Raw genomic sequence first — 25,187 nt, forward strand, 5'->3', positions numbered from 1 at the left:
GGAATCGATTTAAATTCGCATACATTGGACTTTTTTTCGTCTAAAAGAGGTCGGTAAATAATAGCAAGTTTTTTTCGGTGGAAATGCCAGTAAACGGGCTATATGGTATTTGATCCTAAACTATTACCTCATATTATGATCAGTTTCTTGCTTTAAAAAATACCAAGTTAATAATTAAACAAGTGAGTGTAAGTAAAGAGCAGCAAGTTCGGATGTTATTCCAAAATACCCAGGGTTTTTCAAAGGCATCACGTGCAAGTCTTAAAGATTTTTCTGGAGATATAGATAGGTCGATCGAGGCCAATTGATTGTTCAAGGGGACATTTTGTGTGCCTGTGACTACAAATACACCAATGATATAGCTTAGGCATGCTACTAGTATTAGATAAAATTTTGGTGACGATAGATCAAAAAATAATATTGTAGCCATCAATAATAAAATTGGGGCGCCCAGAAAACAGCAGTAAAAAGCTGAGTTTAGTATTTCTTTATTAATATTTTGCATGGCGGTCAGATAGGCTTTATCGTTGAGTTTATGTAGCCCCAAATTGACCGAAAAGGTATACGAAAAGAATAAGCCTGATATGATAGCCGAACATATTGTTGCCAGCGCTAAAATGATGTCTTGTAATTTCATGACTATATTTTTTTGATGTATCATGTTTTGCTGAAATCAATTGTCTAAGCGTTCTGATTTATCAAAGCATTGTTTTCTTATCGTAAATTTTTCGAAGGAGTTGAGGCTAAAAAAAATACACACTTTCGTTGCTCTCGACCTAAGACAATACAAAAGTTGTGATAATCAGGGAGTCAATATAGAATAAAAACGACAGTAATCTATTTTTTGTTAAATGACGCTGGAGTTGTGCCTGTGAAAGTCTTAAAGACACGAATAAAATGCGATTGGTCGGAAAATCCATATTCATAAACAATTTCCGTTATCTTTCGGAAGTCTTTGCTATTGAGCTGTTTAAAAGCGGCCTGAAATTGTACCATTTTAGCGAATTGTTTAGCGGATATCCCAGTTTCCTTGAGAAACCTTCTTTCAAAAGTTCGGATGTTCAATGCTTCTCTTTTTGCAATTTCTTTAATAATGATTTGGCCCTGGTTTTCGATGATTTCAAGGATTGCTCGCTGAATCGAAAAATCAAGTTTATTTTTCTTGCTATCGAAAAAGCTGAGAAGCGATTGTGTCAATAGTTGGATGCTGTTTTCAGTGGTTGAAAATGAGGATAATGTGCCGGTAAGTTGGTGGAAGGTTGTATTTGAAGGAGTATCTAGATCATAACAGTCGTCGTTTATGCTTTCGGGCGAGATGCCCCAAAATGTCCGTAATACAAATGGGTAAAATTGAAAAACGATAATCTGAAAAGGGCCTTTTACATCGATTGAAATCGGTTTTATTGTCTGACCATAGAGGAAAATCTTTGACATTTTTTTATCATGAGGCTTGATTGTAAAATCACCATAGCATCGTTGAAACAATAAACCAGGGTAACCATCAGCATAAAAAGGTAAGTTTACGCAATCATTCGTCTGACTTTCAAACACTAGGATCGCCTTTACGAATAATGCAATGGATGTATCTGGACTGATAATCTGAGGCTTCATTTATAAATTGTTTGGCTTTGCTTTACGACTTTTTATAATTTTAAATATACAGAAATATGAAATAAGAATATATGGATAATCGTTGGATTTCGATTAGTGGATTTACTGTGACCCGTAGTGTTTAAAGTATATGTCGTTGATTCAACTTATTTGAAATAGTAGAGCGGTTTTTTTCTTCTCACCTGAAATAATTGTGCATGTTCCAGTAATTTAACATAATTATTTTGCCAATAATTGGCAATCCAATTTGAATCCAATGAAGGGTTGTAATGACTCAGGTCACTTTTTAAAACGACTGAATCCACTGCTGTTCCAACATTCCAAATGCTTATTTTGCTGTAACGTCCCCTGTAGGGAGGGGTATAACATTTAATAGCCTGCACGCAACTGTCAACCGAGGGATAATCATAACTGTCGAAATTATCCAATGTTGCAATGCTGATTTTCTGATAATTTTCATCAATCGCAAAGAGTTCTGAATGTGTTTCGATGATTTCTCCGCAAATTGAGTTCCTGGATTTCTCTTCGTTCCAGAAATACTGAATAGGAAAACTATGCTTATAAAGCATGGTTTTCCCTTTGATTTTAAGTGGTTGGCTATTGTGGTATTCACCTATCTCAATAAAGTTCTCAACCTTAGGATTAAACAAATAAGCATGTTCTTGCCACTTTTTGTTCCATACAATATCCTCAAAACCGTCTTTATTTTGATCGGTAAAAGATAATCCTGAATTATTGGTCCCATAATCCATATCTCGCATAATGAGGTGCCAATGATTATCCTCTAACTTTTCTACCTGAAAGAAACACGCTGAGTCGTTCTTAAAGATGGAAAATCTATAATGTTTTTCGGCTATAAAAGAACAGTCCTGTTCTATGAGGTTATAATCCTGAATTTTTAAGCTATCGATTTTTTGGTAGAGTAAAAAAGAGTCAGTTATATGCGTATTATCGTTTCGAGAATTGCAACTATAAAATGTTATTGCGAATAGCTCCAATAATAATTTCCAGCTCTGGTTTATTATTTTTGTGCGGAGTTGCTGTTTGACATATCTCATATTAATTAAACTGTGCCGGTGCATATTATTGATCGTCTGAAATACTTTTGTTCAGTGAACTTTGACAATAATGGTTTTAATATTATGATTTGTATTGTTGTTAAATAGCGTACAAAATAAATTGACTTTTTATTATTGTACTCAAAATTGAAACTACCATTATAGTTGGCTCCCACTAAATTTATTTGTGTTCAGGTCGGCAGCTGAAAGCGTTTTTAGAAGTTCTCTAGCTGCGGCGCTACCTGCACGGTTTGCACCGATTGTCGATGCTGATGGACCATAACCCACGAGGTGAATTCTTGGTTCTTTTGCGACCATGGTCGCTAGTCTGCCTGCCATTTGAATGCCACCCTGTTTTTCTTTTGGTAGCACTGCGTCTAGATGGCTCAATGAACTTTTAAAGCCTGTATTCCAAAGTATAACATCTGCTTGTTGTTCTGTTCCATTGGCCCATTTGATCCCCTTTTCTGTTATTTCTTGAAACATTGGAAAACGTTGAAGGACACCCCGTTTTTCCATCTCCTGGATTTCTGTAGAATAGGGGAGGCCCGTAACGGAAACGACAGACAAAGGTGAAAGCCCCAATCGTACACGTTCCTCTACCATAGCAACCGCATTATGCCCGGCCATGTCATCAAATGGCCCCTCTCTGAATAAAGGCGGTCGTCGTGTTACCCAGGTTGTCGTTGTAACCTGGGAAATTTGGTCCAATAGCTGAATGGCAGAAATACCGGCTCCAACAACAATAACATGTTTGCCACGAAAATACTCTGCAGTTTTAAAATCCTTTGTGTGGAGTTGCTCGCCCCGAAATAATTCTGCACCTGGATAGGTAGGAATATAGGGGTTTTCCCATGTTCCAGTGGCGTTGATAATACCGAGTGCTGAGAAAAGAGTTTCTGCCGTATCGATATGAAAGCGATCTTGGTACATGTAGACTTTTTCTACTTTAGCTGGTCGATATACTTGAAGTCCAAATTTTTCTTCATAAAGTTTAAAATAATGGGGAACAGCGGTGTTGGCTTGAACTTCCGCCCCTTTTGTTGATAAAGTCTCCTCAAACGACATGCCGGGCAAATCGTGTATTTTATTGACTGTACTTAAGGTAAGGGAGTCCCAGCGAAATTGCCAGGCTCCTCCTGGTGTAGAGGCTTCATCCAGGATGATAAAATCCGGCCCGATTTTAAGTCCGAGCTTCTTCAAATGATAAGCAGCAGAAAGTCCAGCCTGACCCGCACCAATGACTGCAATTTTTGTTTTGTAGCGAATGTTCTTTATCATACGAAAGAGGAGTTAACGCCAACCAAGTTCGGGAGCTACGTGTTCCAAAATGGCTGAAAGAATGTGGACATTGTAGTCGACCCCTAGCGTATTTGGAATGGTCAATAATAGCGTGTCTGCTTCCTGTATTGCTTCATCTTGCGCTAATTCTTTCACGAGTTGATCTGGTTCTGCGGCATAACTTCGCCCAAAAATCGTCCGCTTGTCCGATTCGATTACCCCAATTTTATCTGTTTTGTCAGCCTCTTGCCCGAAGTAATAACGATCTAAATCATCGACCAGAGCGAATATGGATCGACTGACTGAAACGCGGGGTTCACCAGGGTGCCCTGCTGCTTTCCAGGCCTCTTTATATAAACGTATTTGTTCGGCCTGCTGAATATGAAAAGGTTTGCCATTTTCATCATATTTCAAAGTGGAACTTTGCAGGTGCATTCTGTTTTGAGCAGCCCATACAGCCGTGGCGTTCGATGCTGCTCCCCACCAGATACGATCACGTAACCCTTCCGAATGGGGTTCGAGCCTCAGCAGACCGGGCGGGTTTGGAAACATTGGATAGGGATTTGGTTCAGCGAAACCAATTCCTTTAAGTTTTTCTAAAAATTCCAATGCTTTTTGCCTTCCCATATCAGCATCTGTTTCGCCCTCGTTGATATCGTAACCAAAGTAACGCCAACCATCTATTACTTGTTCAGGCGATCCTCTGCTGATGCCGAGCTGCAATCTGCCCCCGGAGATTAGATCTGCAGCTCCAGCGTCTTCCACCATATAAAGGGGGTTTTCATAGCGCATATCAATGACACCGGTGCCGATCTCAATTTTTGAGGTTTTGGCTCCAATGGCCGATAATAAAGGAAAGGGAGATGCTAGCTGATTCGCAAAATGGTGTACACGGAAATATGCACCATCTATGCCTATTTCTTCAGCAGCTACTGCTAGATCTATGGATTGCAATAAAGTATCGCTTGCGGTCTGCGTACTATATGCGGGATGCTTGGACCAATGGCCAAAAGATAAAAAGCCTATTTTTTTCATAAATCACAATGGGATTTGATGTCAATCAAATTTAATAAATGTTGCGATTATATCGGTAGTTTGGATTGTCCGATGGGTGTCAATAATATATGGTTTGAATGAATTTGCTAAATGACAAGTAGGCTGTGGCTCAAAAAGAGTAATTTTATGTATTATTCAATTGTATAAGTGATTCAGAGTGATGCTTTCAGACAAATTATTACAACAGATCGAGTTTATTAAGGAGATCGACAAGATTAAATATATCCAGCGCAGGACAAAACTTTTCAATAGTGACCGTCCCGAAAATGACGCTGAACACAGTTGGCATCTTGCCCTAATGGCTATTGTGCTTTTAGAACATGCAAATCAATCAGTGGATTTATTGAAGGTAGTCAAAATGGTATTGATACATGATATCGTCGAAATCGATGCAGGTGATACTTTTATCTATGATACAGGAAAAAACCATACCAATACAATAGCGGAGCGTTTGGCAGCTCAGCGGATTTTTGGAATTTTGCCTGGGCAGCAAGCAGAGGAACTCATTGCGATCTGGGAAGAATTTGAAGCTGGTCAAACGCCGGAAGCACAGTTCGCACGAGCGATGGATCGATTGGAGCCACTTTTACAGAATAGTTCCAATAATGGTGGAACCTGGAATGAACCTGGTGTAAATTATGAAAAGGTTTATGAAAAAAAATCTGTCATTAAGGATGGCTCAGCAGTATTGTGGGAATATGCAGAAAAATTGATTGATGCTGGAGTTGCTCGGGGGATTCTGAAAAAAGGAGAGTAGGTAGGATACTCATCAATGGCCAGCAGTAATCCCGATACTATTGCTGACCATTGTGGTTTTATAAATATACATTAATCGTCATCATCCTCTTTTTGTTCGCTTACCTTTAGGAAGGCGGCTCTTTTTGGAGCTGGAGCAGATTCACCTTTAAGTCCCTGCCATAGAATTTCATTGAATACCAAATCAGGTACCGCGTCTTCTTTCGACCAATCATATTTGTCACTCCATACAGCTAGTTTCCCTTTACTTGGATTGCGCTCATTGAGATCTACATTTGCGTCGACATGATCAAATGGAGTATAATCGGGGTTATTGCTAAACGATCGCCACATGGGTGTTGCAGCAGCGTCGTATTGCGTCATTGGTTTCATCCCTAAAATCAGCTCTATCGTTCTAATCATCCCTGAGGTTGAATACATGGTGTGATCTACAGATCTTCTTTTTACATAAGGGCTAATCAAATAGGCAGGACTACGGTGTGCATCCACATGGTCAGGACCATTCTGGGCATCATCTTCCAGTATAAAGATCGCAGATTCTTTCCAGATTGGACTCTTGCTGATATGGTCAACAAACATCCCAACAGCGAGGTCATTGTCCGCTACATGAGCATAAGGGGACTTTTTGCCGGCACGCATCCCTTCCGTATGGTCGTTGCTGATTCGAATGGTTGTCAATTGGGGCATTTCTCCTTTTTGGATGAGTTGATCAAAATCAGCTTTCCATTGTCTTATACGTGTGGTGTCGGCAACACTCAGGTCATAACTTGTATATCCAGTGGCAACATGCCCTTCCAAAGATTTTACGTTGGGTTTTCCTTTATCTGCGAATTCACCATAGGTGCGATAAGATACCTGATGTCGCTTGGCATTATCCCAAATAAATCCGCCTTTATTGTTGGCTATTTCTCGTTCCCCTTCTCCTCCATAAGTGCCGCCGCGACCGCCATAGCTTGATGGCCAGGTTTTCTCCAGATAGTCGGTGGCATAAGCACCCATACTCCAATTGTGCCCATCCGCACTAACTTCCGCATCGACATAGAAATTGTCTAGAAGTGCAAATTCATTGACAATTTTGTGTTGATTAGGCGTGATTTTTTCGCCGAATAAACAAAGTGAAGCGTCTCCATTTCCTTGTTTAACATCACCTAGAACTTGATCGTAGGTACGATTTTCTTTGATGACATAAAATACGTATTTGATCGGAGAGGGGGCTCCAACTTTCATTGGAATAGGGTTGCCGGCTTCACCCTCTGTTTGCAGCTCTTTTTCTTTCGAATAGGGCGTATTCCGATATACCGCACGAGAATATAGGGCGAGTTCTTCTGGTTTAGGATCAGGTATAAAGCTTAACGTTCCCCTAAAAAGACCAGCAATATATTGTATCTCTTTTGGTTTGTTGAGGTCGCCTGCATGACGATCGACTTTTTCCTTTTGGTCTGTCGGATTGGGACCTTGTGGATTAGCTTTGGATGATAAGCCTTTACCATTTGTAACCAGAATTGTTTTATCGACTACTTTTACATTCGTTGGATACCAGCCCACTGGAATAAATCCTTTCGAAATAGATCTCCCAGGCTTGCTTACGTCGAATACTGCTAAACAATTGTTGTCTGCATTGGCTATTTAAAGGGTTTTACCATCTGTGGACAAAGCAACACCATTGCTGGTCGATCCACTTGGAGCATTAGGATACAATGCTGCATTCAATGTTTCTACGACTGCTCCTGTTTTAGTATCGATTATGGATACCGAGTTGTCATTTGCGTTGGCGACAAAAAGCCATTTACCATTTTTACTAAACGTAATTTCATTTGGGTGGCTACCTACAGGGATCTCTTTGGTTATCTTATTTTGTGTAACATCCCATACTAAAATCTTTTCTCCGCCCCAGACGCTGATATAGAGTTGTTTTGCATCAGGTGTTAGCTGGCAGGTATACCCCTCAGCTCCCAAATCATAAGTTGCTTTCGTTGCTTTGGTTTTTAAGTCGATGACATATAGTTTTTTATCTTCTCTGGTGACAGTATATAATTGTTGTTTGTTTTTATCATCTACAGCCAATCCGGCTATTCCTATTTTATTGGGCCATGGCTTGCCAAGAACAATAGAATCTTTGGATGCAATTTTTCCACCGTTGATTTTATAGATCCTGATCATGTTATCATGTCCCCCAGAAGTATACAGTGTATTATCATCGCTCGAAAAAGCCAATCCATACCAAGATTTTGGTATAGCAATACTATCGATTTTTCGTTGTGAAGCGAGATCGATAAGATCTATTGTTTGTGTACTTTGTCCATTGTTGCTGACAGCTGCAAGCTTTTTATGATGACTGATAACTAAGTTCAGCGGTAAATCTCCGAGCTCTATCTGTTTCCCAACAGGGGTTAGTGTCCAGCCATTTGGTAGTCCAACTTTATTGCTTTCCAAAATTGAACTAATCCTATTTTGTATATTGTTTTGACTGAATGTGAGTTGTGAGGTTGCAAACATACACGTTGTCAAAATAAATGTTCCTATTCTTTTCATGGGACATATTTACGAAATTGAGTAGTCAGACTAAATAGGAAGCTTCAAAATTAAAGAAAACTTAATATTGGACCGCGAACTTAGTGTAGGTGATGACGCGCTGTTTTTTAGTATGGTCAAGGGCCTCTGAAAATCTGTAATACAGGACTGATCAGAAAATTTTGCACGGAATACTCTTTGTAATCGTTTATAACAAGGGGTGATCGGTTAATAGGTAAAACTCTGTTGTTTACCGATGAAAATTGTTTTTTCACCGAAAAATTATGGTGTTTTACAGTTTGTTTTTTGAAATTGGGCGGATAAACTATTCAATCTTTATTTATGATACACTTCTTTAATTCATTAGCAATTTTAACTATAGTAGGATTGGTAAGCCTCTCTACCAATGTGAAAACTAAAGATTCCCAGGCCAATATTGGAGACACGATGGTAGAATATAAATCTTCAATCAATGGCACTGTAAAGCCTAATACCTTACACAGTATGCGGCAAGATAAGATTCATTTATATACCGACTGCAAAGATTCCATTTTATAACATGAACTTTCTTATTTGAAGCTGCTGTTTTTATTTTTGAAAAATATAATTTTTAAATTACTTTTTTGTTATATAGATTAATTTCGTATATTGAGTTATAGTGAAAAATCCAAAGGGTATGTTACGGCATCTGTTCATTTGTGTAGAGCTCTAGCGTAATTTCTAGCTTTGGGAAGCCTATATTTTTAAATTGATTATTCTTAAATAGCTTGTTATGAAAAAGAAAAGTTCGTCGTGGTTTTTTTATGCCATTATTGCTATTGTCATTTGCGTATTTCTATTATTGAATCTACCAGAACTTATTCAGGGATTTATGAACGGTTACAATTCAGTTATTAAATAGCAACTCGATGTTCACCGTTTAATTTCCCATATTTACCGAGTTTTTTACTGTCTTTATCTAAATTTTGTAGCTGTTGCACGCCCCGTATTGTAGTTTAGAATGAGTAAACGGAATAGGACTAATACCGTATTTCTTGAATGGAACTTAATCTGATCTAATGAAACGAGTCGAAATATTTAAAACCAATGTTTATCGAATGAAAGATGCACAGCAAATTGTTGCAACTCTTGTCAGCCTGTTTTCATCTTATAAAATTAACTTCGATCTTGAAGATGAAGAACGTATTCTAAGAATTGAATCTTCGCAATTGGAAATTGAGACCAACAGCATTGTTAGAAAGATGTTTGAGTGGGGTTATCGTTGCGAAAGAATCATTTAATCATTCATGAAAAATAAAAAGCTAACTATTATATTAATTTTCGTTGTAAATTGCGCTGGTAATTTGTTGAACAAAACTGTTGGCAGTCCCTAAGGATGTTATGTCTAATAGTCAAGTATTTCAATATAAGATTACTCAAAAAAACATTGTTGGTAAGCGTAATATATCGGATATGATAGGCAATAGCATGCTCATTTTTTTAATGCTCTTTATTCTTAATACACACTGTTTTGCACAAAATGGAACACCGTTAACGATAGGCACATCAGAGATATTGCATTCAAAAGTTTTGGCTGAAGACAGAATGATCAACATTCATCTTCCCGACAATTATAACCCCAATGATTCTGTTCGCTATCCAATTGTTTATGTTCTTGATGGTAGTATGGATGAAGATTTTTTTCATATAGCCGGTATTGTCCGTTTCAGTACACAACCCTGGATCGATAGATTCCCGCAAAGTATTGTTGTTGGAATCGGTGGAAACACACGAAGGAGAGATTTTACCTTTCCTGTTGAAAACACAGATTTTATAGAAAAGGAAGGTTTTCAAAAAGCGAGCTTTCCTTCGTATGGTGGTTCAGAAAAATACCGGATATTCCTGAAAAATGAATTGATCCCTTATATAAATGGCATTTTTAAATCGAACGGAAAACAGACTTTAATTGGAGAATCATTGGCAGAACTTTTTTCATCAGAAATATTATTTAAACAACCCGAATTATTTGATGATTATATTATTATAAGTCCAAGTTTATGGTGGGGAGAAGAGTCTTTATTGACGCATGGGGAGAAGTTTCTGCAAACTAATTTGAAAAAAAATATAAAGGTTTACCTCGGTATCCCCAACAAGGAAGAAGACATAAGAATGTATGATGAGGCTATAGTGTTATCGGAGATTCTTAAACGAAACAAGAAGATTCATTTTGTATTTGATTACATGCCCGATGAATTGCATTCGACTGTAATACATCAAGCGGTCTACAACGCTTTTAAGAAGTTGTATCCAAAAACGGTCTATTCAAAGTAGTAATATGTCTATTCTGATATTAGTTTTATTTTATACTTAGTTTTGTGCGATCACGCCACTCATCTTCCAGGATTGACATCAATAGCTTGTCGTGAAATTGATTATCTCTAAAACAGGCTTTACGCATTCTTCCCTCCAATTTAAAACCGGCGTTTTCATATGCTTTTATGGCTGCATAGTTTGGCTCAGATACCGTCAGCATAATTCTGTTGAGCTCTAGTTTTCCAAATCCGATAGCTAAGATTAATTTGGTAACTTGAGTGCCTATTCCCTTCCCCCATTCTTCGCGATCACCTATAAAAATAAAATACTCTCCAGATCTGTTTGCTTTGGAAATATTACAAATGCCTGTATAACCAATCAGTTTATTAGAGTCGTTTAGGAAAATTCCACGATTAAAATGTTTAGAATCGTTGACAACGGAGAGAAACCAATTGTCGATTTGATCCCTTGTGTTTAGCGACTGAAAAAGAGAAAGGGAGTACTTTATAGACATCTCATCATTGATCCATTCATAAAATGGAGAGACATCTTCGAGTGAGAGCGGCTTTAAATCGATCATCGTTTCATAAAAATGGTGTTCGTTATTTCATACGCGAATTTACCGCTTTATTTTAACGGCTTAATGATTACTTGATCGACCATTTTCCCCTGCTGATCGAGAATTTTGAAGATTCCTTTTTCGTCGTCTAAATCTACGCGGAGCACATTGTTGTTGGAATTTACAATGATCGGAAATTGTACTGTATTTGTCGCATTTTTGATAATGTGTCTATGTAAATGTCCTGATAACATGATCTGTGTTCCTGCTTTGTTGAGGATAGGAACAAATTTCTCCAAAATCTCCTGTTCCCCGTGCCAGCCACCAAAAGGGGGCATATGGCAGATTACGATCTTATATTTAGCATCTTTAAATGACGGGTCCTCAACTGCTTGAGCTAACCAGGCCGCTTGTTCGCTTCTATAGTTATCCATGTCTACAATACCGCTATATTCAATGTCGGTATCGGGCTTGTCTTCACCGCAATCTAAGACGATAAAACCGGTATTCCCATGCTTAAATTGGTAATATAGTTTACCTGTTGGTGTTGGGAAATATTTGGGATATTCAATGGCAAAAGGTCCACGTGTTTCATGATTGCCTCTTGCATAAAACATTGGTTTTTCACTGGCGAACTTTTTAATGGCGGTATCCATGAACCCCTCATACAGCTGTGTTTCACTGAGTAGATTACTAACCATATCACCGTTGAATACCACAAAGTCACTTGTCTTTAGATTGCCGATATCCAGTAGCTTATCGAGTACCTCATTGCGCTCATGAATATCATTGACAACTGTAAAATGGGTGGAGCTGGCATGGCCAAAGGTTTGGAAAAATAAGGGTGCCTTTTGATAAACATCACTGGCTACTACTTTTCCATATTGTACATTGACGCCAACATGTTTGAGGACTTCTTGACTATACACACGATATCTATAGCGTGTTCCAGGTTTTAGGTTGTTCAATGTAACTTGATGCAACGTACCTACTTTTTTGAAGCCATAGGCAGCCGCATAATATTTTGGTCTTTCCTTAAAGTAAAAGTGACTGGAGTCATCTGGGGCCAGCTCAACCCAGCCAGTAGCAGGCTTGTCTGTCGTCCAAATAATGGAAACAGATTGCTCTGTTAATCCTTGAATGAAAGGTAAGTGATTTATTCTGATCGCATCCTGACCAACTGCCATAAAACAATTGAAGAACAACAATAGGATGATGCATTTTAGTTTAGTCATTGTATTACCTGGGGCTATAATTGATTTTGGAACCTAAATCGGTTTTTTCTTGCGCTAAAGATATAAAATTGTGTGAACAAGCTATGGATTGAAATGTAACAGTCTTGCTAGACTAAAAGATGTCTCGTTTTGTTTTTTGCTAAAAAAGTGCTGTAAACAGGTAATAATTAAGAAAATGTGACCTGTGTTTGGCACTTATATTTGGAATAACCTAAGTAAGAGCACCTAATCAAACACAAATGAAAAAGATAGTTTTATTTTTATCTGTGTTTCTAACTTCACTAATTGCACTGGGCCAGCAGATCACGGGAACCGTACGTGATAAAAATGGTAAACAATTGGCCGGAGTAACTTTGAGAAACACGAGTACTTCCAACAGTACACAGACCGATGATCAGGGGAATTTTAAGATTTCAGGTAAATCCGGAGATATCTTAGAGACAAGTTTTATCGGATACGAGCGGGCTCGTCAACCCATTCCCGAGGCAGGCAAAATGACCTTTACCCTGGTCGAAACATTGAGTATTCTAGATGAAGCCGTAGTGATCGGTTACCAGAGTACCTCCCGCAAAAAAGCGACCGCTGCGATTTCAAGTATTTCGGGTAAAGATCTGGAAAATCTTCCGGCAGCCAGTTTTGATATGTTGCTTCAGGGAAGATTGGCCGGCGTCAACGTTCAGAATTTTTCTGGCGCTCCAGGTGCTTCGCCGACATTGGCTGTTCGTGGTACATCGGCCGTTAGCCTGAATTACTCCAATGACGATTATTACAATGTCATTAGTAATCCACTCTATGTTATTGACGGAGTTCCGCAGCCAACGGAACAATTTGTAGGCCCGAATACAGGAACAGGAACAAATTATCTAGCAGGTCTGAATCCGAATGATATCGAATCTGTGGATGTGCTCCGAGATGCTTCTGCCGCCGCAATTTATGGTTCTAGGGCAGCAAATGGGGTGATCATGATCACGACGAAAAAAGGGCGTAACGGAGATCCGCGTTTTATGTTAACCGGATATGGTGGTCTAACGCAACGGCCCGAACTCCGTGAAGTGACACTCGGAAGAACCGAGCGTGAGCAGAAGATGAGGATACTAAAGAATCAGCTTTCTTCCAACGATTTCAGAAATCTGCCCTTTATGCTTACCGATTCGTTGAACCCTGCATTCAATGGGAATACAGATTGGCAGGATCTATTCTACCAAAAAGGAAAGATTAAGAGTGCAGATCTTTCTGTTAGCGGCGGGTCAGCGATTAGTTCATATCGTTTTAGTGGGAACTATTACGATGAGGCGGGAATCATTAAAGCAACCGGATTTAAACGCTATACTGGAAGGCTCAATTTGTCCAGTAAGGCAATCAATGAACGTTTAACGATCAATCCCATTGTGGCCTATTCGTATAATAAGCGAGCGCGAGGAAGCGGGAGTGACGTGAGCCCAATTGCCTTGAGTGCCGGTAGTATGCCATCATCACTTTTTAATCTTTCAGATGCAAAAAAAACTTACCTTTTGGGTACCTATAATAGTAGTCTTGATAACAATGAATCTTCTAATCTGAATACCAATCTAAATCTGATTTTCAATATTGCACCAGGATTAACTTTTACTTCCCAATCCGCCTATATCAAAGATATGGCCAATAGGGCTTATAATAGGCCATCAGCTTTGATGAGCGGTGCCGGTAATTATTCGTCAGCTTATTCTTATGAGAATAGCCAAGTCAGGATATCGAACTTTTTAACTTATATCAAACAGTTTGGAAAACACTCTTTAAATGTACTACTGGGTCAGGAAGCGGAAAAAAATAAAATGCAAAACGTATCCGCATGGGGTAGTCAGGGGGTATCGGATCAGATCCAAGTGGTTACAGGATTTCTGCAAAATAACATCGGTGCCAACTCCGATTTGCAAAAGTGGTCACAGCTGTCCTATCTCGGTCGCTTTTCCTATGATTTTGATAGTAAATACCTGTTTTCAGGGGCTGTCCGTGCGGATGGATCGTCCCGATTTGGAGAAAACAACAAATGGGGATATTTTCCGTCCGCATCTGTCGGCTGGATTTTAACTGAAGAAGATTTTCTGAAAAACAATCCTATATTCACCTTACTTAAAATTAGAGGAAGTTATGGATTGACCGGATCTCTCCCTAAAAGTAACTATTTGCAGTATAATCTCTATAATGTCAATAATGGGGGGTATCAGGGTAATTCCGGAGCAACTTCCTATAATGGCCAAGTGGCTATTACACCAAACTTTAATAATGGCGTTGCCCAAAAAAATCTCAGCTGGGAGCGCAATAGGCAATGGAATTTAGGTGTCGATATGGAATTGTACAAGGGACGTTTTACAGCTATGGTAGATGTATTTAATAAGGAAAACTATGATGGGCTATTTGACGTCATGCTTCCCGTCACGTCCGGATACGATTACGCCAAAACAAATTCGGTAGGAATCCGCAATTCAGGTGTCGATATTCAATTGTCTGCTGATATGTTCCCACGTAGCTCCACATTGAGCTGGCGGTCCAATTTAAATATTTCCTATGTCAAGAATCGGATCATGAATCTGCCAAATGGCGGCCGCGATATGGTCATGGATGGCGATCGATTTGATAAATCTCATATCCTCTCGGTGGGCAGCCCGATCAATGCATTTTATCTCTATAAAACTCTGGGGGTTTTCTCGACCCTGGACGATATTCCGGTCAATCCATATACAGGCGAACGCTATCGAAATTCCAATGGAACATTCAATCCCGGAGATTTTTATTTTGAAGATATAGATGGCGATTATTTTGTAGACGTATTTAATAGTGGTATTAATCCAGATAAAAGGGCGATTGGAGATCCTAATTTTAAGTGGACCGGAGGCTGGAATAACGTCTTTAGTTATAAAGACTTTTCGCTTACTTTGTTTTTTACCTACGGTTTTGGGAGGGATGTACTGAATCTTTTTGAATCAGATCAATTCAGTAACTCCACTTCGGGCGATGCGACTTCAAATTTTGCTTACTATTCGATACGGGATCTGGACAAACTCAATATCTGGAAACAGCCCGGCGACAAGGCCGAATACGCAAAATATGATATCGGCACCTATCGTTACTATTACACCTCTGCGCAGACTTTCTTTTTAGAAAATGGTTCCTATATGCGATTTAAGAACCTGATTTTTTCTTACAACCTCCCTGAACGGATCAGCAAGAAATGGAGTATTTCCAAAGTGAGATTCTTTGGTATAGTGGATAATGTTGCCCGTTGGCAAAAATCAAAAAAATTGCCGGATGCCGAGGCTGTAAACCCATATGGAGAGTATAACGGTGGTGGTTATCCGATTCCAAGAAAATATACATTAGGATTTGAACTAACTTTTTAAGACGATGAAAAGATTTTTTTTAAATTATAGACTAGCGGTGCTATTGATGCTGGTTTTCTTGCTAGGGTCATGTAAAAAGTTTTTGGTGGAAGAACCCGTCAATTCGACTTTCGCGGGCGCATATTGGAAAAGCTCAGGGGATTTACGGAGTGCTATGGCAGGTAACTATGCTTTGGTACGGGATGTGATGAATTCGGGTAACTGGAATCCGAGTCCACGATACTTTATGTATGGCGATGCAATTGCCAAGAATTATTTTACAATCCAATATAATGGTGATGGACTCGAAGGGATCCAAAATGGAGATTTTACATTTCAATACAATGTAGAGAATTTTGGAGATTGGACCAAGTACTATAAAGCGATTACGATGAGCAATATCATTATTAATCGAGTTCCTAAGGTGGCGGACGATTTACTGACCGATGTGACCAATCCAACGAAGTTCAAAAATGAGATGCTTGGAGAGGCTTATTTTTTACGGGCGTTCACTTATTTTATGATGCTACGCGTGTGGGGAGACGTGCCCGTGGTAACGGAAGAATACGACGACCCTATTTCTGCTCCAGAATTAGCACGGAGTACCAAAAAAGAGGTTATGGCGCAGATCGAGAAGGATGCACTGCAGGCACATGAATTGTTGCCTTGGCAATATTCACTTGTTGGGAACGCCAAAGTCACAGCCAATAAAGGCGCGGTGAATGCATTGTTAGCTCATTTCTACCTTTGGAAGGCAACAATGAGTGATGTCAATTCAAACCAACCTGATCTCGAAACGGTAGACAAAGCAGATAAAGCCATCGATGAAATCTTAAATAATGGTATGTATTCATTGACCGACACATCTAATTATTATAAGACTTTCGAAGGACTTTCGAGTGAAGGTATTTTTGAAATTGCAATGAGTGAAAATACACGCGAAGGAACCAATCAACATATTGCCAATATGTTTTTGAGAACTGCGCAGCTGGCAACTTCTGGAACAAATTCGAGGTGTTATGTCAATGCAGATTATCTGACAAATCATTTTTATAAAATAGACCAGGTTTGGGACTGGTATTGGAATACAAGTTTGCAGCAGTGGGAGTGGAAGGCGATGCCTTCACAGGTCTTCGACGATAGTGATATTCGTTGTAGACGTAATTTTACCGATCTAAACAGTGATAAACCTACTTGCGTAAAATATCAAAGTGTTGTCTACCGTAATCCCTCACAAAAGCAAGATGCTTATGTTAGCAATAATCTGATTGTCTTTAGGTTAGCGGATATGCGCTTGTTGAAAGCCGAAATTGCACTTTATAGAAATCAAGTTTCCAAAGCAATAGACATCATCAATGAATTTAGAAAAAGGAATGGCGCCGATGAATCTGCCTTCGTGGATAATACATCGAGTAAAGACGATGTCATGTACGAATATATTATTGAAAGAGGAAAAGAACTTTATCTCGAAGGGCATATTTTTTATGATCTATTGCGAACAAGGCAATACAGCAATTTTGTTCCATGGCTCTCGGAGTCCCGCTTCCGTCAGGAAGGATTCTATTGGCCAATTAATCCAGCCCTATTCAAAAATAATAACAAGTTGACACAGACCTCATACTGGAGAGGAAAGGTGTAAGCACTAAAAAAAGAATTATGAAAAAGATAACAGGATTGTTTGCGTCAATATTAATTTTTCTTTTCGCATGTAAGAAGGATAATTATAAAGTCGATGGTGGAAAGAGCGATGCCAACGTGAACCAGACAACTTATGATTTTTTGAGGCAGCATGGTAGCTTTGATTCGTTGGTTAAGATTATAGACCGTGCCGGTATTAAAGATATTGTGAATTCAGATGTCACGTTCTTTGCAACGAGCGATTATGGCGTACGAGATTATGTAGCCGCCAAAAAACAACAAAGGATCATTGAGGTGGGAAACGAAAATATTCAGTTCGGGATCAATAACATCCCAGTCAAAGAATTACGTGATTCGATGATGATCTACCTATTCGATGGAAAGATCACACGAGAAAATCTCAGCCCTGACAACAAATATTTTGTAAGCAAGCTTGGTGCAATTCCCAATGTCAGGTTCAATATCAAATTGCGCAGAACACGTGACTACAGCGATTATCTGGATTATGTAGATTATCTCAATTTCACAAAGGTGATCGGTACTCTTGATGCTGAGGAACCCGATTATAATGCGATTCCAAAAGATCAACTTGATAAATCCTATGATTGTCAAACCTCGGGAATTAGGACGACGACAGGTGTATTGCATGTATTGCAAAACACACATCGTTTATTTTTTAACGCCGGAAAAATGGCTGATTAGAAACTGATATGAAAACGAATTTAAAAATTTTATATAGCTTGCTGTTTGCTTTTGCGCTAACTTCTGGCTGCAAGAAAATTGAAAACGGCTTTTTGAGCGAAGGTATACGATATAAAGATAATACCATCTTTTGCAAACGTGGAATGTCCCTAACGATGTCTGACCGTATTAATACAGATGGTTCTACGCCCCCCTATACATTCGAATTGTTAAACTTAAACGATGAAGCAACAGGTCAGCCCGCACCGGATGTCTTTTTTAAAGAATTTGACATTCTAACATTTAAGCCTGGTTTAGTGTTCAATGCCGAGACAGATACCACGGTCGAACTACTCAATAAAAAGAGAGAAACAGTAAAGAAAGCCCCGATGGAATTTAATACAGTCAGTGGACAGCTGGTTTTTAATCGAGCTTCTGCCAATCTACCTTTAGGGCGTTTTAATTTTGATGTCAAAATGACCAACCCTAGAGGAGAGCGTGTATTCCCTAAATTGGCCACCATCGAGATTGTAGAACCTACGATTGATGATATGTTTAAAGTAACCTATCAAGCGGCAAGTGGATCGAGCGCTGCAGAAGTTTTTACCGGAATTACAGCCCCAAAAGTGACTTGTACAAAAATTTCAAACGATGGCGCTCGTGTTATCCTAAAGATCGTCGATAAAAATGGAAATGCATTCAATCCTAAAAATGGAGAAGTGATCAAACGGGGGGATCGACCGATGTTTGAATCTCATGTGAAGTTTAATCCAGTCCAAGTGACAGATAATTCGTTGATCTGTGATTTTGAGGTTGCACCTTTTCCGCTTGCTAAATTAATTGGAAAAGATGGAACAGATTGGGGTTTTCTCAATTACTATCGCATCCCCATGAAGTATGCCCAAATCGACGGCTTAAGTGCTAATAATGTCAACCCTGTTTTTGGATTCCAGCTATTGATGGAAGGTACTTATGAGGTTCAGGTAAAACTGCCAACGGTAACGCGTATTACACAATAAAGATTAGGGGAGCATAGTAAGTTCCCCACACTTTATTAAACCCAGATCTATATTAAACTTAGATGCCCACAGTGCGAAAATTAACCAATTATGAGCAAATTTTGACATTTTATTAGATGTGCGATTGACATTTCTCAATATGTTACGCTTGTTGTCTATATTTAGTAAAACCAATGTTGAGTAACCTAATACTAACATGCTATGAAAACGTTACAATTTAATATTCCTGTAATTAAAGGACAAAGCATCACTGTCCAGGAGGATATCTCGGAATCGTTCTATCCACATTTGCATCGTCATCAAGAAGCCCAGTTAATGTGGATTACGAAAGGAAAAGGTGTGTTGCTTGTGGATGAAACCCTCCATCCCTTTAAGGAAAACGATATATTTTTCATCGCTGCTCACCAAGCACATGTATTTAAATCTGTATCCGAGGATAAGGCTGGTGATGCCGCTAGATCCATTTCGATCTTTTTTGATCCGGAAGGGAGGTTGAAACAACTTTTTATGTTGGGTGAATTTGAATCCTTGGAGCAATTTTTAAGTCAGGATTCCAGGGGATTTAAGATTCCGGAGGTGGATTTCGACATGGTATCTAAGCGTATGCTGTTATTAAAACAATCGGAAAAGATCGATAAAATGATGCATTTCTTCTATTTGCTCCGGACACTAGCCCAAATTTCAAAGAGAACAGATGCGCTCTGTCCCGAACCGATGGAGACTGTAGTCGGTTCCACTGGAAAAAATAACCGCATAGAGAAGGTTTGTCATTATATCAATACACATTTTAAACATGGGCTTACTTTAGAAAGTGTTGCAGAAAGGGCACACCTGTCGCCACAGGCATTCTGCCGTTATTTCAAAAAACACTGTGGAATCACTTTAGTTGGTTATCTAAACCGGATACGAATTAATGAGGTTTGTAGTCAATTGGGAAAAGATCATTTACATTTGGAAAATATCTCATTTATTGCTTACAACTGCGGCTTCAATAGCATTACAAATTTTAACCGCGTATTTAAACAGATTATCGGCTGCACACCGAAAGAGTATATTTTGCGCTATGATCAGCGCTATACAGAAAATACAATTGTTTCATATGTTTAGTTTAAGGCCACGTCGTGAGACGTGGCTTTTATGTGGAGAGATTTAGTACGATCAGAAATCCTAATATTCCTAATTTTTGAAGCATAATCTTCATAGACGGTTTTATATTTGATTAGTAACGTGTTGTTTGGAGTATAAAAGTAATACAGCTATTATCCGCTACTACCTAAAACTAAAGAAAAACTTGTCTTATGCTAAGATCGATTGGAAAATCTATCTATAAATTCGTTAATAATAACGGAAAATCGAGGCCGTATTTAATAAAAAAAAATTGGCAATGGAAAATTATAGTCAAACTATCCAGTTGGATGTAACAAAGGATCGGGTCTTTAAAGCACTAACCGATGAAATACCATTTTGGTGGACAATCATGTTTGAGGGCTCTTCCAATAAGAAGGACGATAGATTTACAATTCGCTTTGGAGATCTTATTTACAAAGTAATGCAAGTGGAAGACTTACATGAAAATGCAAAAGTTGTTTGGCATGTCGAAGATTCATTGATAGCCCTTCCCGGATTGAATAATCAAAAAGAATGGATTAACACAACGATCGTTTGGGACATCACAGAAAAAGAAAACGGGATTGTGTTGAAACTTGAACATATTGGCTTATCCCCTGAAATCGAATGCTATGATATTTGTACAGATGGATGGCGACAATTTGTGAAAAGTTTAGAAGCATATATTGAAACAGGTAAAGGACAGCCTTTTTCGAATTGATCCTTGCTAGCAAATATAGCTTCTGTTAAGATATTACTATCTTCATAGTGGGTTGGATGTGACAACCAAGCTTCCGGAATGGATTTTTTATCATAATAATATATAACTGTGAGCCTGCCCTTGGGGGGCTCCAGTATCTGTCTCTCCTCCGAGATTAATAATCCCTAAAACAGTGCCTCTATAATTTTTCTTTCCCCCAAAAAGTACCATAGCCTTGATTCTAAGCTGTCTATCATATATCCATTGGATCCCAGCTCATCTTCAGATTTACTCCTGATGTTATGTAGATTAATGCGGTCGAAATAAAACCTCTCCGCTGTGGAAAAATTGATTGGATCTGAATTCAATGGAACTAGGATAGCTATAATTTCTGGTAGAAGCTTTGTTAATTGTTTGATTAATTTATGAAAATAACAATTAAATTAATAATCTGTTTGATGAAATAATTGAAATAATTTACGATATTTGAATGAATTATAAAACTGTGAAGAAATAAAAATTAATATGCTTTCTGAAATATCAATGGCCATACGGATCTACATTAGTGTGGAAAGCATTTATTTCTAGAATTGAATAAGAACAATGGAGTATTTTTCCCAACTTGGATACCATTCTAACGAAATCATAAAATTCGCTGCTGCTAGCGGAATCTTTTCCCTACTTTTAAAATGTGGTGAAGTAATCCATTTTACACCACAAGATCCGGAGCATTTTAGAGCCTGGTTGATTGAAAAAAATATTGAAGATATTAAAAGCGAAAAACAGCAGCGAGAATTTTTGAGGACTAGCATTTAATACCATAAACAGTAGATAATATTTTGGTGAAAAGCCAAAAATTATATTTTTTTATATAAAAAATCAATTTATACGATCTTATGAAAAAGACATTACTTCTATTGGCGCTGCTGATTTGTATAACCATTAATAGCTTTGCCCAAGACAGTTCGATGTTATGGAAAATTTCCGGTAATGGTCTAAAACAAGATTCTTATTTGTTCGGTACGATCCATATGTTGTGTCCAGACGACTTTGTCATCAAACAGAAGAATTTAGATGCACTCAATGCTAGTAAAAAGGTAGTTTTTGAAGTTGATCTTTCCAAACCAGAAAATGCAAAATCTCTACAGGCATTTACTGTTTCGGATCCGAGTTTTATAAAGTCATTTTCTGAAGACGATATCAAAAAGATGGACAGCGTGTTGATCGCACAGCAGCTTTCAATCAAATTGTTGGATTATGTATCACCTGTTGCTGTTATATCCTTGTTCTCGATGAAAGGATTTAATTGCCCGGATCCGACAAAGATGAAGTCTTATGAGGTCGAGCTGTCAGCACTTGCGACCAGCCAAGGAAAGGTAATAGGAGAGTTGGAGACACCTGATTTTCAATTTAATTTGCTGAAGGATCTTATTACACCCAAATTGTTCATGGAATCTGTTTTTCAGTTGGACGAATACCCTGCATTGACAGTCAAGATGGTTCAAGCTTATAAATCAGAGAATTTGGAAGAGTTGACAAAATTGCTCCAAGATCCAGCCTGGATGACGAAAGAACAAAAAGAAAAATTGTTAATTGGGAGAAATTTGAATTGGAGTAACCTGATACCCCCTATGATCAATGAAGAATCCTGTTTTATTGCCGTTGGCGCAGGGCATTTGGCCGGTGATCAGGGGCTGATTACCTTACTCCGAGAAAAGGGATTCAAAGTGGAGGCTATAAAATAAATCTTATCTTAGTGGTTATTTAAAACTAAGAGAAAAATGGCATCCGAGCACAACGAAACAGTAGAGATATTGAAAACAGGTGGCAAGACATATTTGATTTTTGGTATAAGTAGGGGATTAGGCAGAGTTATAGCGTTGAATTTGCCAAATGAGAATGATCTAATATTTGGTATTTCCAGGAATGAACCAAATTATTTAAGTGCCAATTCAGACATCCGATGGATTGCTACCGATCTATCCCAACCGAAAGAATCTTCGGAGACGATAAAGGCGGTAATAGGAAATCAACGGATTGATTATTTTATCTATAATGTTGGGATATGGGAAAAAGACGCATTTACGGAAGCGTATAATTTTGCAGATAACAGCGCCTCCGAAATAATAAACTTAATCAATACGAATATTACGTCTTGCATTTTAAATGTACAGTCGGTAATAGATAATTTAAGACAATCGTCCAACGCTAAGATTATATTGATTGGTTCGACTTGGGGTTTAGATAACCACAGTGGAAAAGAAGTTGCATTCTCTGCGACAAAGTTTGCATTACGTGGTGTTGTCCATTCCTTACGAGAAAACCTTAGAAAAGATAAAATAGGTGTTTCCATATTAAATTTGGGCTATTTAGCGACAGAATTTGATCATAATGAAACAATAGAAAACGTTATTGTACAAACACAAGGTAATCTTATTCCCCTGCAAGATGTAATCCAAGCATTACGATTTATTATCTCTACTTCGGCGGCAAGCTGTGTAAAGGAAATTAATATGCCAGCAATGTGTGATTTTAATCTATAACATTGCTTTTGATCCGCACTTCTTGCCGTTATAAATTTTTTGACATCGCGATAAATTTGCATTTGGTCAACGTATACATGCACTATATCAAAAAGATTGGTGCTTGAGCCGTCCAAAAGCTTCCTTTGTTGAAAAAACATGAGGAAACAAGTATTATGTGCAGTTATACTCAGCGGTTTTACTACGCTGACTGCACATGCTCAAAATGCAGTATCGGGACAGGTTGCTGTGGATTATGTCCCACTATCAAATTATATTCGCCCTGAAGATAGTGTTAAGACAGGTTCAAAGAGCGATTTTAGGAGAATGCAGTTTAACCTGGAAGTTCCACTATCCACCAAAATAGACTCTTCTGGCAATATAAAACGCTGGTCCTGGAAGATAGGGGCAGCTTATGCAAAGATGGAAAATAGAGGGTATGAAGAATCCTTATTCCCGACTGAAATGCTCAATGCGGAAATGGGACTTCAATACCTGACCTCATTAAGGAAAAATTGGTCTCTATTGACTTTCGCCTCCGTTGGGATTTATTCAGACCTCGTTAAAGTAAATGGTAAGGATATACTGGGGCAGGGAGGTGTGCTTTTTATTAAAAAATTTAGACCGAATTTAGCGTTTGGATTTGGACCTGTATTGAGCAATAGTTTTGGCGTGCCAATGATCCTGCCAGGTTTGTATTTTGATTGGAAAACAAATGGAAAAGTGAAGTTCAATGTGAATTTCCCGCAAGGTCTATCCGCATCCTATCACCTCAATGAATTGGTTGATCTTCGTGTTGTCGTTAATCTAGATGGTATGACTGCAGAGCGAGAAAAGAATGGGAAATCTACTTTGGCCGGTTTTATGTTATTGACAGCTGGGCTTCAGCCTCAGTTCAATTTGGGCAAGAGCCTGAAGCTCCAGCTGACCGGCGGAAGCACACTTGCCAGATTGTATGTAGAAAATGATCGATCCTTAAAGAGTTTATTCAAGAATAAAACCCAGGAAGATCCCCGATTTTCACCGACTTTCTATACTTCCGTAGCATTTAAATGGAATATGCCTTAATCATCGGCTAAGGAGCTTCTTAAAAACAATATTTTGGAGAAGCTCCTCCCTTTTTGTGCGCGAGATTGGCAATTCTTGGTCCTGTATATATACTCTCCCTCCAGTAATGATGTCAATGTGGTTTACATTGACTAGGTAGGATTTGTGAATACGAAAAAAATGGTTGCCGGGTAATGCCTCTTCCAAAGCTAACATGGTTTGATGGATTGTAATTGTACGCTCTTTAAAGTGAAGTTTTGTATAATTTTGCATACTTTCCGCGTACAGAATATCTGTCCAGGAGATTTTAACAAAAGCATCCCCCTGTCTTACAAATAACATATTGTCATTCGGACTACTTTCCTGTAAGGGTTTGTTCCGCTGTAGAAAAAGCTGATAAGCTTTGGTGCTGGCCTGATAGAAACGCTGGAAAATTATAGGTTTGAGGAGGTAATCAACAGCTTGAAGTCTGAATCCTTCCAAAGCATATTCTGAATAAGCTGTGATGAAGATACATAAAGGCGGGTTTTCAAGGGAGTCTAAAAAGTCTATACCATTGAGATAGGGCATATTAATATCTAAAAAAATAAGATCTATATCGCCCTGCTGTAACCTCGAAGTTGCAGCTAGTGCTGAAGGAAATGTTTCCACTAAATCCAAAAAATCGATCTGCTCGGTCATTTCGGCAATATGTTGGCGCAGCATAGGTTCATCGTCTACGATGATACATTTCATTTTAATTTCTTCCATTGTCAATA

25 protein-coding genes are annotated in these 25,187 nt (G+C 38.5%); 15 read left to right on the forward strand and 10 right to left on the reverse strand.

Features of this window, described 5'->3' with window-relative positions; translation table 11 throughout:
• Positions 1-139: 139 nt before the first annotated feature.
• The 5 genes from BGP15_RS00625 to BGP15_RS00645 form a co-directional block, all read right to left on the reverse strand.
• Positions 140-661 (reverse strand): anthrone oxygenase family protein, encoded by a 522-nt coding sequence (locus BGP15_RS00625; RefSeq protein WP_286768427.1) that lies wholly within the window; start codon positions 659-661, stop codon positions 140-142.
• A 176-nt stretch (positions 662-837) separates the two neighbouring features.
• Positions 838-1,611: a helix-turn-helix domain-containing protein gene (locus tag BGP15_RS00630; protein WP_286768428.1), complete on the reverse strand. Its 774-nt coding sequence runs from the start codon at positions 1,609-1,611 to the stop codon at positions 838-840.
• A 146-nt stretch (positions 1,612-1,757) separates the two neighbouring features.
• The gene (locus BGP15_RS00635) at positions 1,758-2,669 is read right to left on the reverse strand and encodes a hypothetical protein (RefSeq protein ID WP_286768429.1); all 912 of its coding nucleotides are present in this window, start codon (positions 2,667-2,669) and stop codon (positions 1,758-1,760) included.
• A 159-nt stretch (positions 2,670-2,828) separates the two neighbouring features.
• A complete protein-coding gene (locus tag BGP15_RS00640; protein ID WP_112373586.1) occupies positions 2,829-3,950 on the reverse strand; it encodes an NAD(P)-binding domain-containing protein in 1,122 nt (373 codons plus the stop codon).
• A gap of 12 nt (positions 3,951-3,962) precedes the next feature.
• On the reverse strand, positions 3,963-4,985 hold the full coding sequence (locus BGP15_RS00645) for an LLM class flavin-dependent oxidoreductase (protein ID WP_286768430.1): 1,023 nt from the start codon (positions 4,983-4,985) through the stop codon (positions 3,963-3,965).
• Between the two features lie 181 nt (positions 4,986-5,166).
• Between BGP15_RS00645 and BGP15_RS00650 the strand changes: the two genes are divergently transcribed.
• Complete coding sequence (locus BGP15_RS00650) at positions 5,167-5,763, forward strand: HD domain-containing protein (protein WP_286768431.1); 597 nt, start codon at positions 5,167-5,169, stop codon at positions 5,761-5,763.
• Between the two features lie 71 nt (positions 5,764-5,834).
• On the opposite strand, the gene BGP15_RS00655 is transcribed toward BGP15_RS00650, so the two are convergent.
• Both BGP15_RS00655 and BGP15_RS00660 read right to left on the reverse strand, forming a co-directional pair.
• Positions 5,835-7,307 carry an alkaline phosphatase family protein gene (locus BGP15_RS00655; protein ID WP_286768432.1) on the reverse strand — a complete coding sequence of 491 codons (1,473 nt, stop codon included), beginning with the start codon at positions 7,305-7,307 and terminating at the stop codon, positions 5,835-5,837.
• Between the two features lie 81 nt (positions 7,308-7,388).
• Positions 7,389-8,294 (reverse strand): YncE family protein, encoded by a 906-nt coding sequence (locus tag BGP15_RS00660; protein ID WP_286768433.1) that lies wholly within the window; start codon positions 8,292-8,294, stop codon positions 7,389-7,391.
• Positions 8,295-8,615: 321 nt separating this feature from the next.
• Here BGP15_RS00660 and BGP15_RS00665 point away from each other — a divergent pair, with 321 nt between their 5' ends.
• From BGP15_RS00665 to BGP15_RS00680, 4 genes are all read left to right on the forward strand, one after another.
• Positions 8,616-8,831, forward strand: a complete 216-nt coding sequence (locus tag BGP15_RS00665; RefSeq protein ID WP_070565216.1) for a hypothetical protein — start codon at positions 8,616-8,618, stop codon at positions 8,829-8,831.
• A 214-nt stretch (positions 8,832-9,045) separates the two neighbouring features.
• On the forward strand, positions 9,046-9,174 hold the full coding sequence (locus tag BGP15_RS00670; RefSeq protein ID WP_256602545.1) for a hypothetical protein: 129 nt from the start codon (positions 9,046-9,048) through the stop codon (positions 9,172-9,174).
• Between the two features lie 157 nt (positions 9,175-9,331).
• Positions 9,332-9,553, forward strand: coding sequence for a methyltransferase type 11 (locus BGP15_RS00675; RefSeq protein ID WP_070565219.1), 222 nt, complete (start codon positions 9,332-9,334; stop codon positions 9,551-9,553).
• A 187-nt stretch (positions 9,554-9,740) separates the two neighbouring features.
• Positions 9,741-10,583, forward strand: coding sequence for an alpha/beta hydrolase (locus tag BGP15_RS00680; RefSeq protein ID WP_286768434.1), 843 nt, complete (start codon positions 9,741-9,743; stop codon positions 10,581-10,583).
• A gap of 25 nt (positions 10,584-10,608) precedes the next feature.
• Here the strand turns inward: BGP15_RS00680 and BGP15_RS00685 are convergent, their stop codons facing one another.
• Positions 10,609-11,145, reverse strand: a complete 537-nt coding sequence (locus BGP15_RS00685; protein ID WP_286768435.1) for a GNAT family N-acetyltransferase — start codon at positions 11,143-11,145, stop codon at positions 10,609-10,611.
• Between the two features lie 47 nt (positions 11,146-11,192).
• On the reverse strand, positions 11,193-12,359 hold the full coding sequence (locus BGP15_RS00690; RefSeq protein WP_286768436.1) for a purple acid phosphatase family protein: 1,167 nt from the start codon (positions 12,357-12,359) through the stop codon (positions 11,193-11,195).
• A 239-nt stretch (positions 12,360-12,598) separates the two neighbouring features.
• On the opposite strand from BGP15_RS00690, the gene BGP15_RS00695 reads away from it, so the two are divergent.
• From BGP15_RS00695 to BGP15_RS00740, 10 genes are all read left to right on the forward strand, one after another.
• Positions 12,599-15,736, forward strand: coding sequence for a SusC/RagA family TonB-linked outer membrane protein (locus BGP15_RS00695; protein WP_046671675.1), 3,138 nt, complete (start codon positions 12,599-12,601; stop codon positions 15,734-15,736).
• 4 nt (positions 15,737-15,740) lie between these two features.
• Complete coding sequence (locus tag BGP15_RS00700) at positions 15,741-17,354, forward strand: RagB/SusD family nutrient uptake outer membrane protein (RefSeq protein ID WP_046671676.1); 1,614 nt, start codon at positions 15,741-15,743, stop codon at positions 17,352-17,354.
• Between the two features lie 17 nt (positions 17,355-17,371).
• The gene (locus tag BGP15_RS00705; RefSeq protein ID WP_286768437.1) at positions 17,372-18,055 is read left to right on the forward strand and encodes a hypothetical protein; all 684 of its coding nucleotides are present in this window, start codon (positions 17,372-17,374) and stop codon (positions 18,053-18,055) included.
• An 8-nt stretch (positions 18,056-18,063) separates the two neighbouring features.
• Complete coding sequence (locus BGP15_RS00710; RefSeq protein WP_070565228.1) at positions 18,064-19,053, forward strand: DUF5007 domain-containing protein; 990 nt, start codon at positions 18,064-18,066, stop codon at positions 19,051-19,053.
• A gap of 201 nt (positions 19,054-19,254) precedes the next feature.
• Positions 19,255-20,160, forward strand: coding sequence for an AraC family transcriptional regulator (locus tag BGP15_RS00715; protein WP_070565230.1), 906 nt, complete (start codon positions 19,255-19,257; stop codon positions 20,158-20,160).
• Positions 20,161-20,437: 277 nt separating this feature from the next.
• Complete coding sequence (locus BGP15_RS00720) at positions 20,438-20,881, forward strand: SRPBCC family protein (protein ID WP_286768438.1); 444 nt, start codon at positions 20,438-20,440, stop codon at positions 20,879-20,881.
• 582 nt (positions 20,882-21,463) lie between these two features.
• A complete protein-coding gene (locus BGP15_RS00725) occupies positions 21,464-21,676 on the forward strand; it encodes a hypothetical protein (RefSeq protein WP_201665811.1) in 213 nt (70 codons plus the stop codon).
• An 80-nt stretch (positions 21,677-21,756) separates the two neighbouring features.
• The gene (locus BGP15_RS00730) at positions 21,757-22,605 is read left to right on the forward strand and encodes a TraB/GumN family protein (protein ID WP_286768439.1); all 849 of its coding nucleotides are present in this window, start codon (positions 21,757-21,759) and stop codon (positions 22,603-22,605) included.
• A 36-nt stretch (positions 22,606-22,641) separates the two neighbouring features.
• Complete coding sequence (locus tag BGP15_RS00735; protein ID WP_286768440.1) at positions 22,642-23,403, forward strand: SDR family NAD(P)-dependent oxidoreductase; 762 nt, start codon at positions 22,642-22,644, stop codon at positions 23,401-23,403.
• 138 nt (positions 23,404-23,541) lie between these two features.
• Positions 23,542-24,450, forward strand: a complete 909-nt coding sequence (locus BGP15_RS00740; protein ID WP_286768441.1) for a DUF6268 family outer membrane beta-barrel protein — start codon at positions 23,542-23,544, stop codon at positions 24,448-24,450.
• Here BGP15_RS00740 and BGP15_RS00745 read toward each other — a convergent pair whose 3' ends face one another.
• A complete protein-coding gene (locus tag BGP15_RS00745) occupies positions 24,451-25,179 on the reverse strand; it encodes a LytR/AlgR family response regulator transcription factor (RefSeq protein ID WP_286768442.1) in 729 nt (242 codons plus the stop codon). It abuts the gene before it with no gap.
• Between the last annotated feature and the right edge of the window lie 8 nt (positions 25,180-25,187).

The organism is Sphingobacterium sp. 40-24, assembly GCF_001899705.1.
Taxonomy (GTDB): domain Bacteria; phylum Bacteroidota; class Bacteroidia; order Sphingobacteriales; family Sphingobacteriaceae; genus Sphingobacterium; species Sphingobacterium multivorum.

Excerpts from the sequence above, each read along its gene's own strand:
- BGP15_RS00635 (WP_286768429.1), bottom strand. The coding sequence starts at position 2,669 with ATGAGATATGTCAAACAGCAACTCCGCACAAAAATAATAAACCAGAGC.
- BGP15_RS00630 (WP_286768428.1), bottom strand. The coding sequence starts at position 1,611 with ATGAAGCCTCAGATTATCAGTCCAGATACATCCATTGCATTATTCGTA.
- BGP15_RS00715 (WP_070565230.1), top strand. The coding sequence starts at position 19,255 with ATGAAAACGTTACAATTTAATATTCCTGTAATTAAAGGACAAAGCATC.
- BGP15_RS00625 (WP_286768427.1), bottom strand. The coding sequence starts at position 661 with ATGATACATCAAAAAAATATAGTCATGAAATTACAAGACATCATTTTA.
- BGP15_RS00680 (WP_286768434.1), top strand. The coding sequence starts at position 9,741 with ATGCTCATTTTTTTAATGCTCTTTATTCTTAATACACACTGTTTTGCA.
- BGP15_RS00740 (WP_286768441.1), top strand. The coding sequence starts at position 23,542 with ATGAGGAAACAAGTATTATGTGCAGTTATACTCAGCGGTTTTACTACG.
- BGP15_RS00705 (WP_286768437.1), top strand. The coding sequence starts at position 17,372 with ATGAAAAAGATAACAGGATTGTTTGCGTCAATATTAATTTTTCTTTTC.
- BGP15_RS00650 (WP_286768431.1), top strand. The coding sequence starts at position 5,167 with ATGCTTTCAGACAAATTATTACAACAGATCGAGTTTATTAAGGAGATC.
- BGP15_RS00735 (WP_286768440.1), top strand. The coding sequence starts at position 22,642 with ATGGCATCCGAGCACAACGAAACAGTAGAGATATTGAAAACAGGTGGC.
- BGP15_RS00710 (WP_070565228.1), top strand. The coding sequence starts at position 18,064 with ATGAAAACGAATTTAAAAATTTTATATAGCTTGCTGTTTGCTTTTGCG.
- BGP15_RS00690 (WP_286768436.1), bottom strand. The coding sequence starts at position 12,359 with ATGACTAAACTAAAATGCATCATCCTATTGTTGTTCTTCAATTGTTTT.
- BGP15_RS00700 (WP_046671676.1), top strand. The coding sequence starts at position 15,741 with ATGAAAAGATTTTTTTTAAATTATAGACTAGCGGTGCTATTGATGCTG.
- BGP15_RS00645 (WP_286768430.1), bottom strand. The coding sequence starts at position 4,985 with ATGAAAAAAATAGGCTTTTTATCTTTTGGCCATTGGTCCAAGCATCCC.
- BGP15_RS00745 (WP_286768442.1), bottom strand. The coding sequence starts at position 25,179 with ATGGAAGAAATTAAAATGAAATGTATCATCGTAGACGATGAACCTATG.
- BGP15_RS00660 (WP_286768433.1), bottom strand. The coding sequence starts at position 8,294 with ATGAAAAGAATAGGAACATTTATTTTGACAACGTGTATGTTTGCAACC.
- BGP15_RS00675 (WP_070565219.1), top strand. The coding sequence starts at position 9,332 with ATGAAACGAGTCGAAATATTTAAAACCAATGTTTATCGAATGAAAGAT.
- BGP15_RS00725 (WP_201665811.1), top strand. The coding sequence starts at position 21,464 with ATGGAGTATTTTTCCCAACTTGGATACCATTCTAACGAAATCATAAAA.
- BGP15_RS00640 (WP_112373586.1), bottom strand. The coding sequence starts at position 3,950 with ATGATAAAGAACATTCGCTACAAAACAAAAATTGCAGTCATTGGTGCG.
- BGP15_RS00665 (WP_070565216.1), top strand. The coding sequence starts at position 8,616 with ATGATACACTTCTTTAATTCATTAGCAATTTTAACTATAGTAGGATTG.
- BGP15_RS00685 (WP_286768435.1), bottom strand. The coding sequence starts at position 11,145 with ATGATCGATTTAAAGCCGCTCTCACTCGAAGATGTCTCTCCATTTTAT.
- BGP15_RS00720 (WP_286768438.1), top strand. The coding sequence starts at position 20,438 with ATGGAAAATTATAGTCAAACTATCCAGTTGGATGTAACAAAGGATCGG.
- BGP15_RS00730 (WP_286768439.1), top strand. The coding sequence starts at position 21,757 with ATGAAAAAGACATTACTTCTATTGGCGCTGCTGATTTGTATAACCATT.
- BGP15_RS00670 (WP_256602545.1), top strand. The coding sequence starts at position 9,046 with ATGAAAAAGAAAAGTTCGTCGTGGTTTTTTTATGCCATTATTGCTATT.
- BGP15_RS00695 (WP_046671675.1), top strand. The coding sequence starts at position 12,599 with ATGAAAAAGATAGTTTTATTTTTATCTGTGTTTCTAACTTCACTAATT.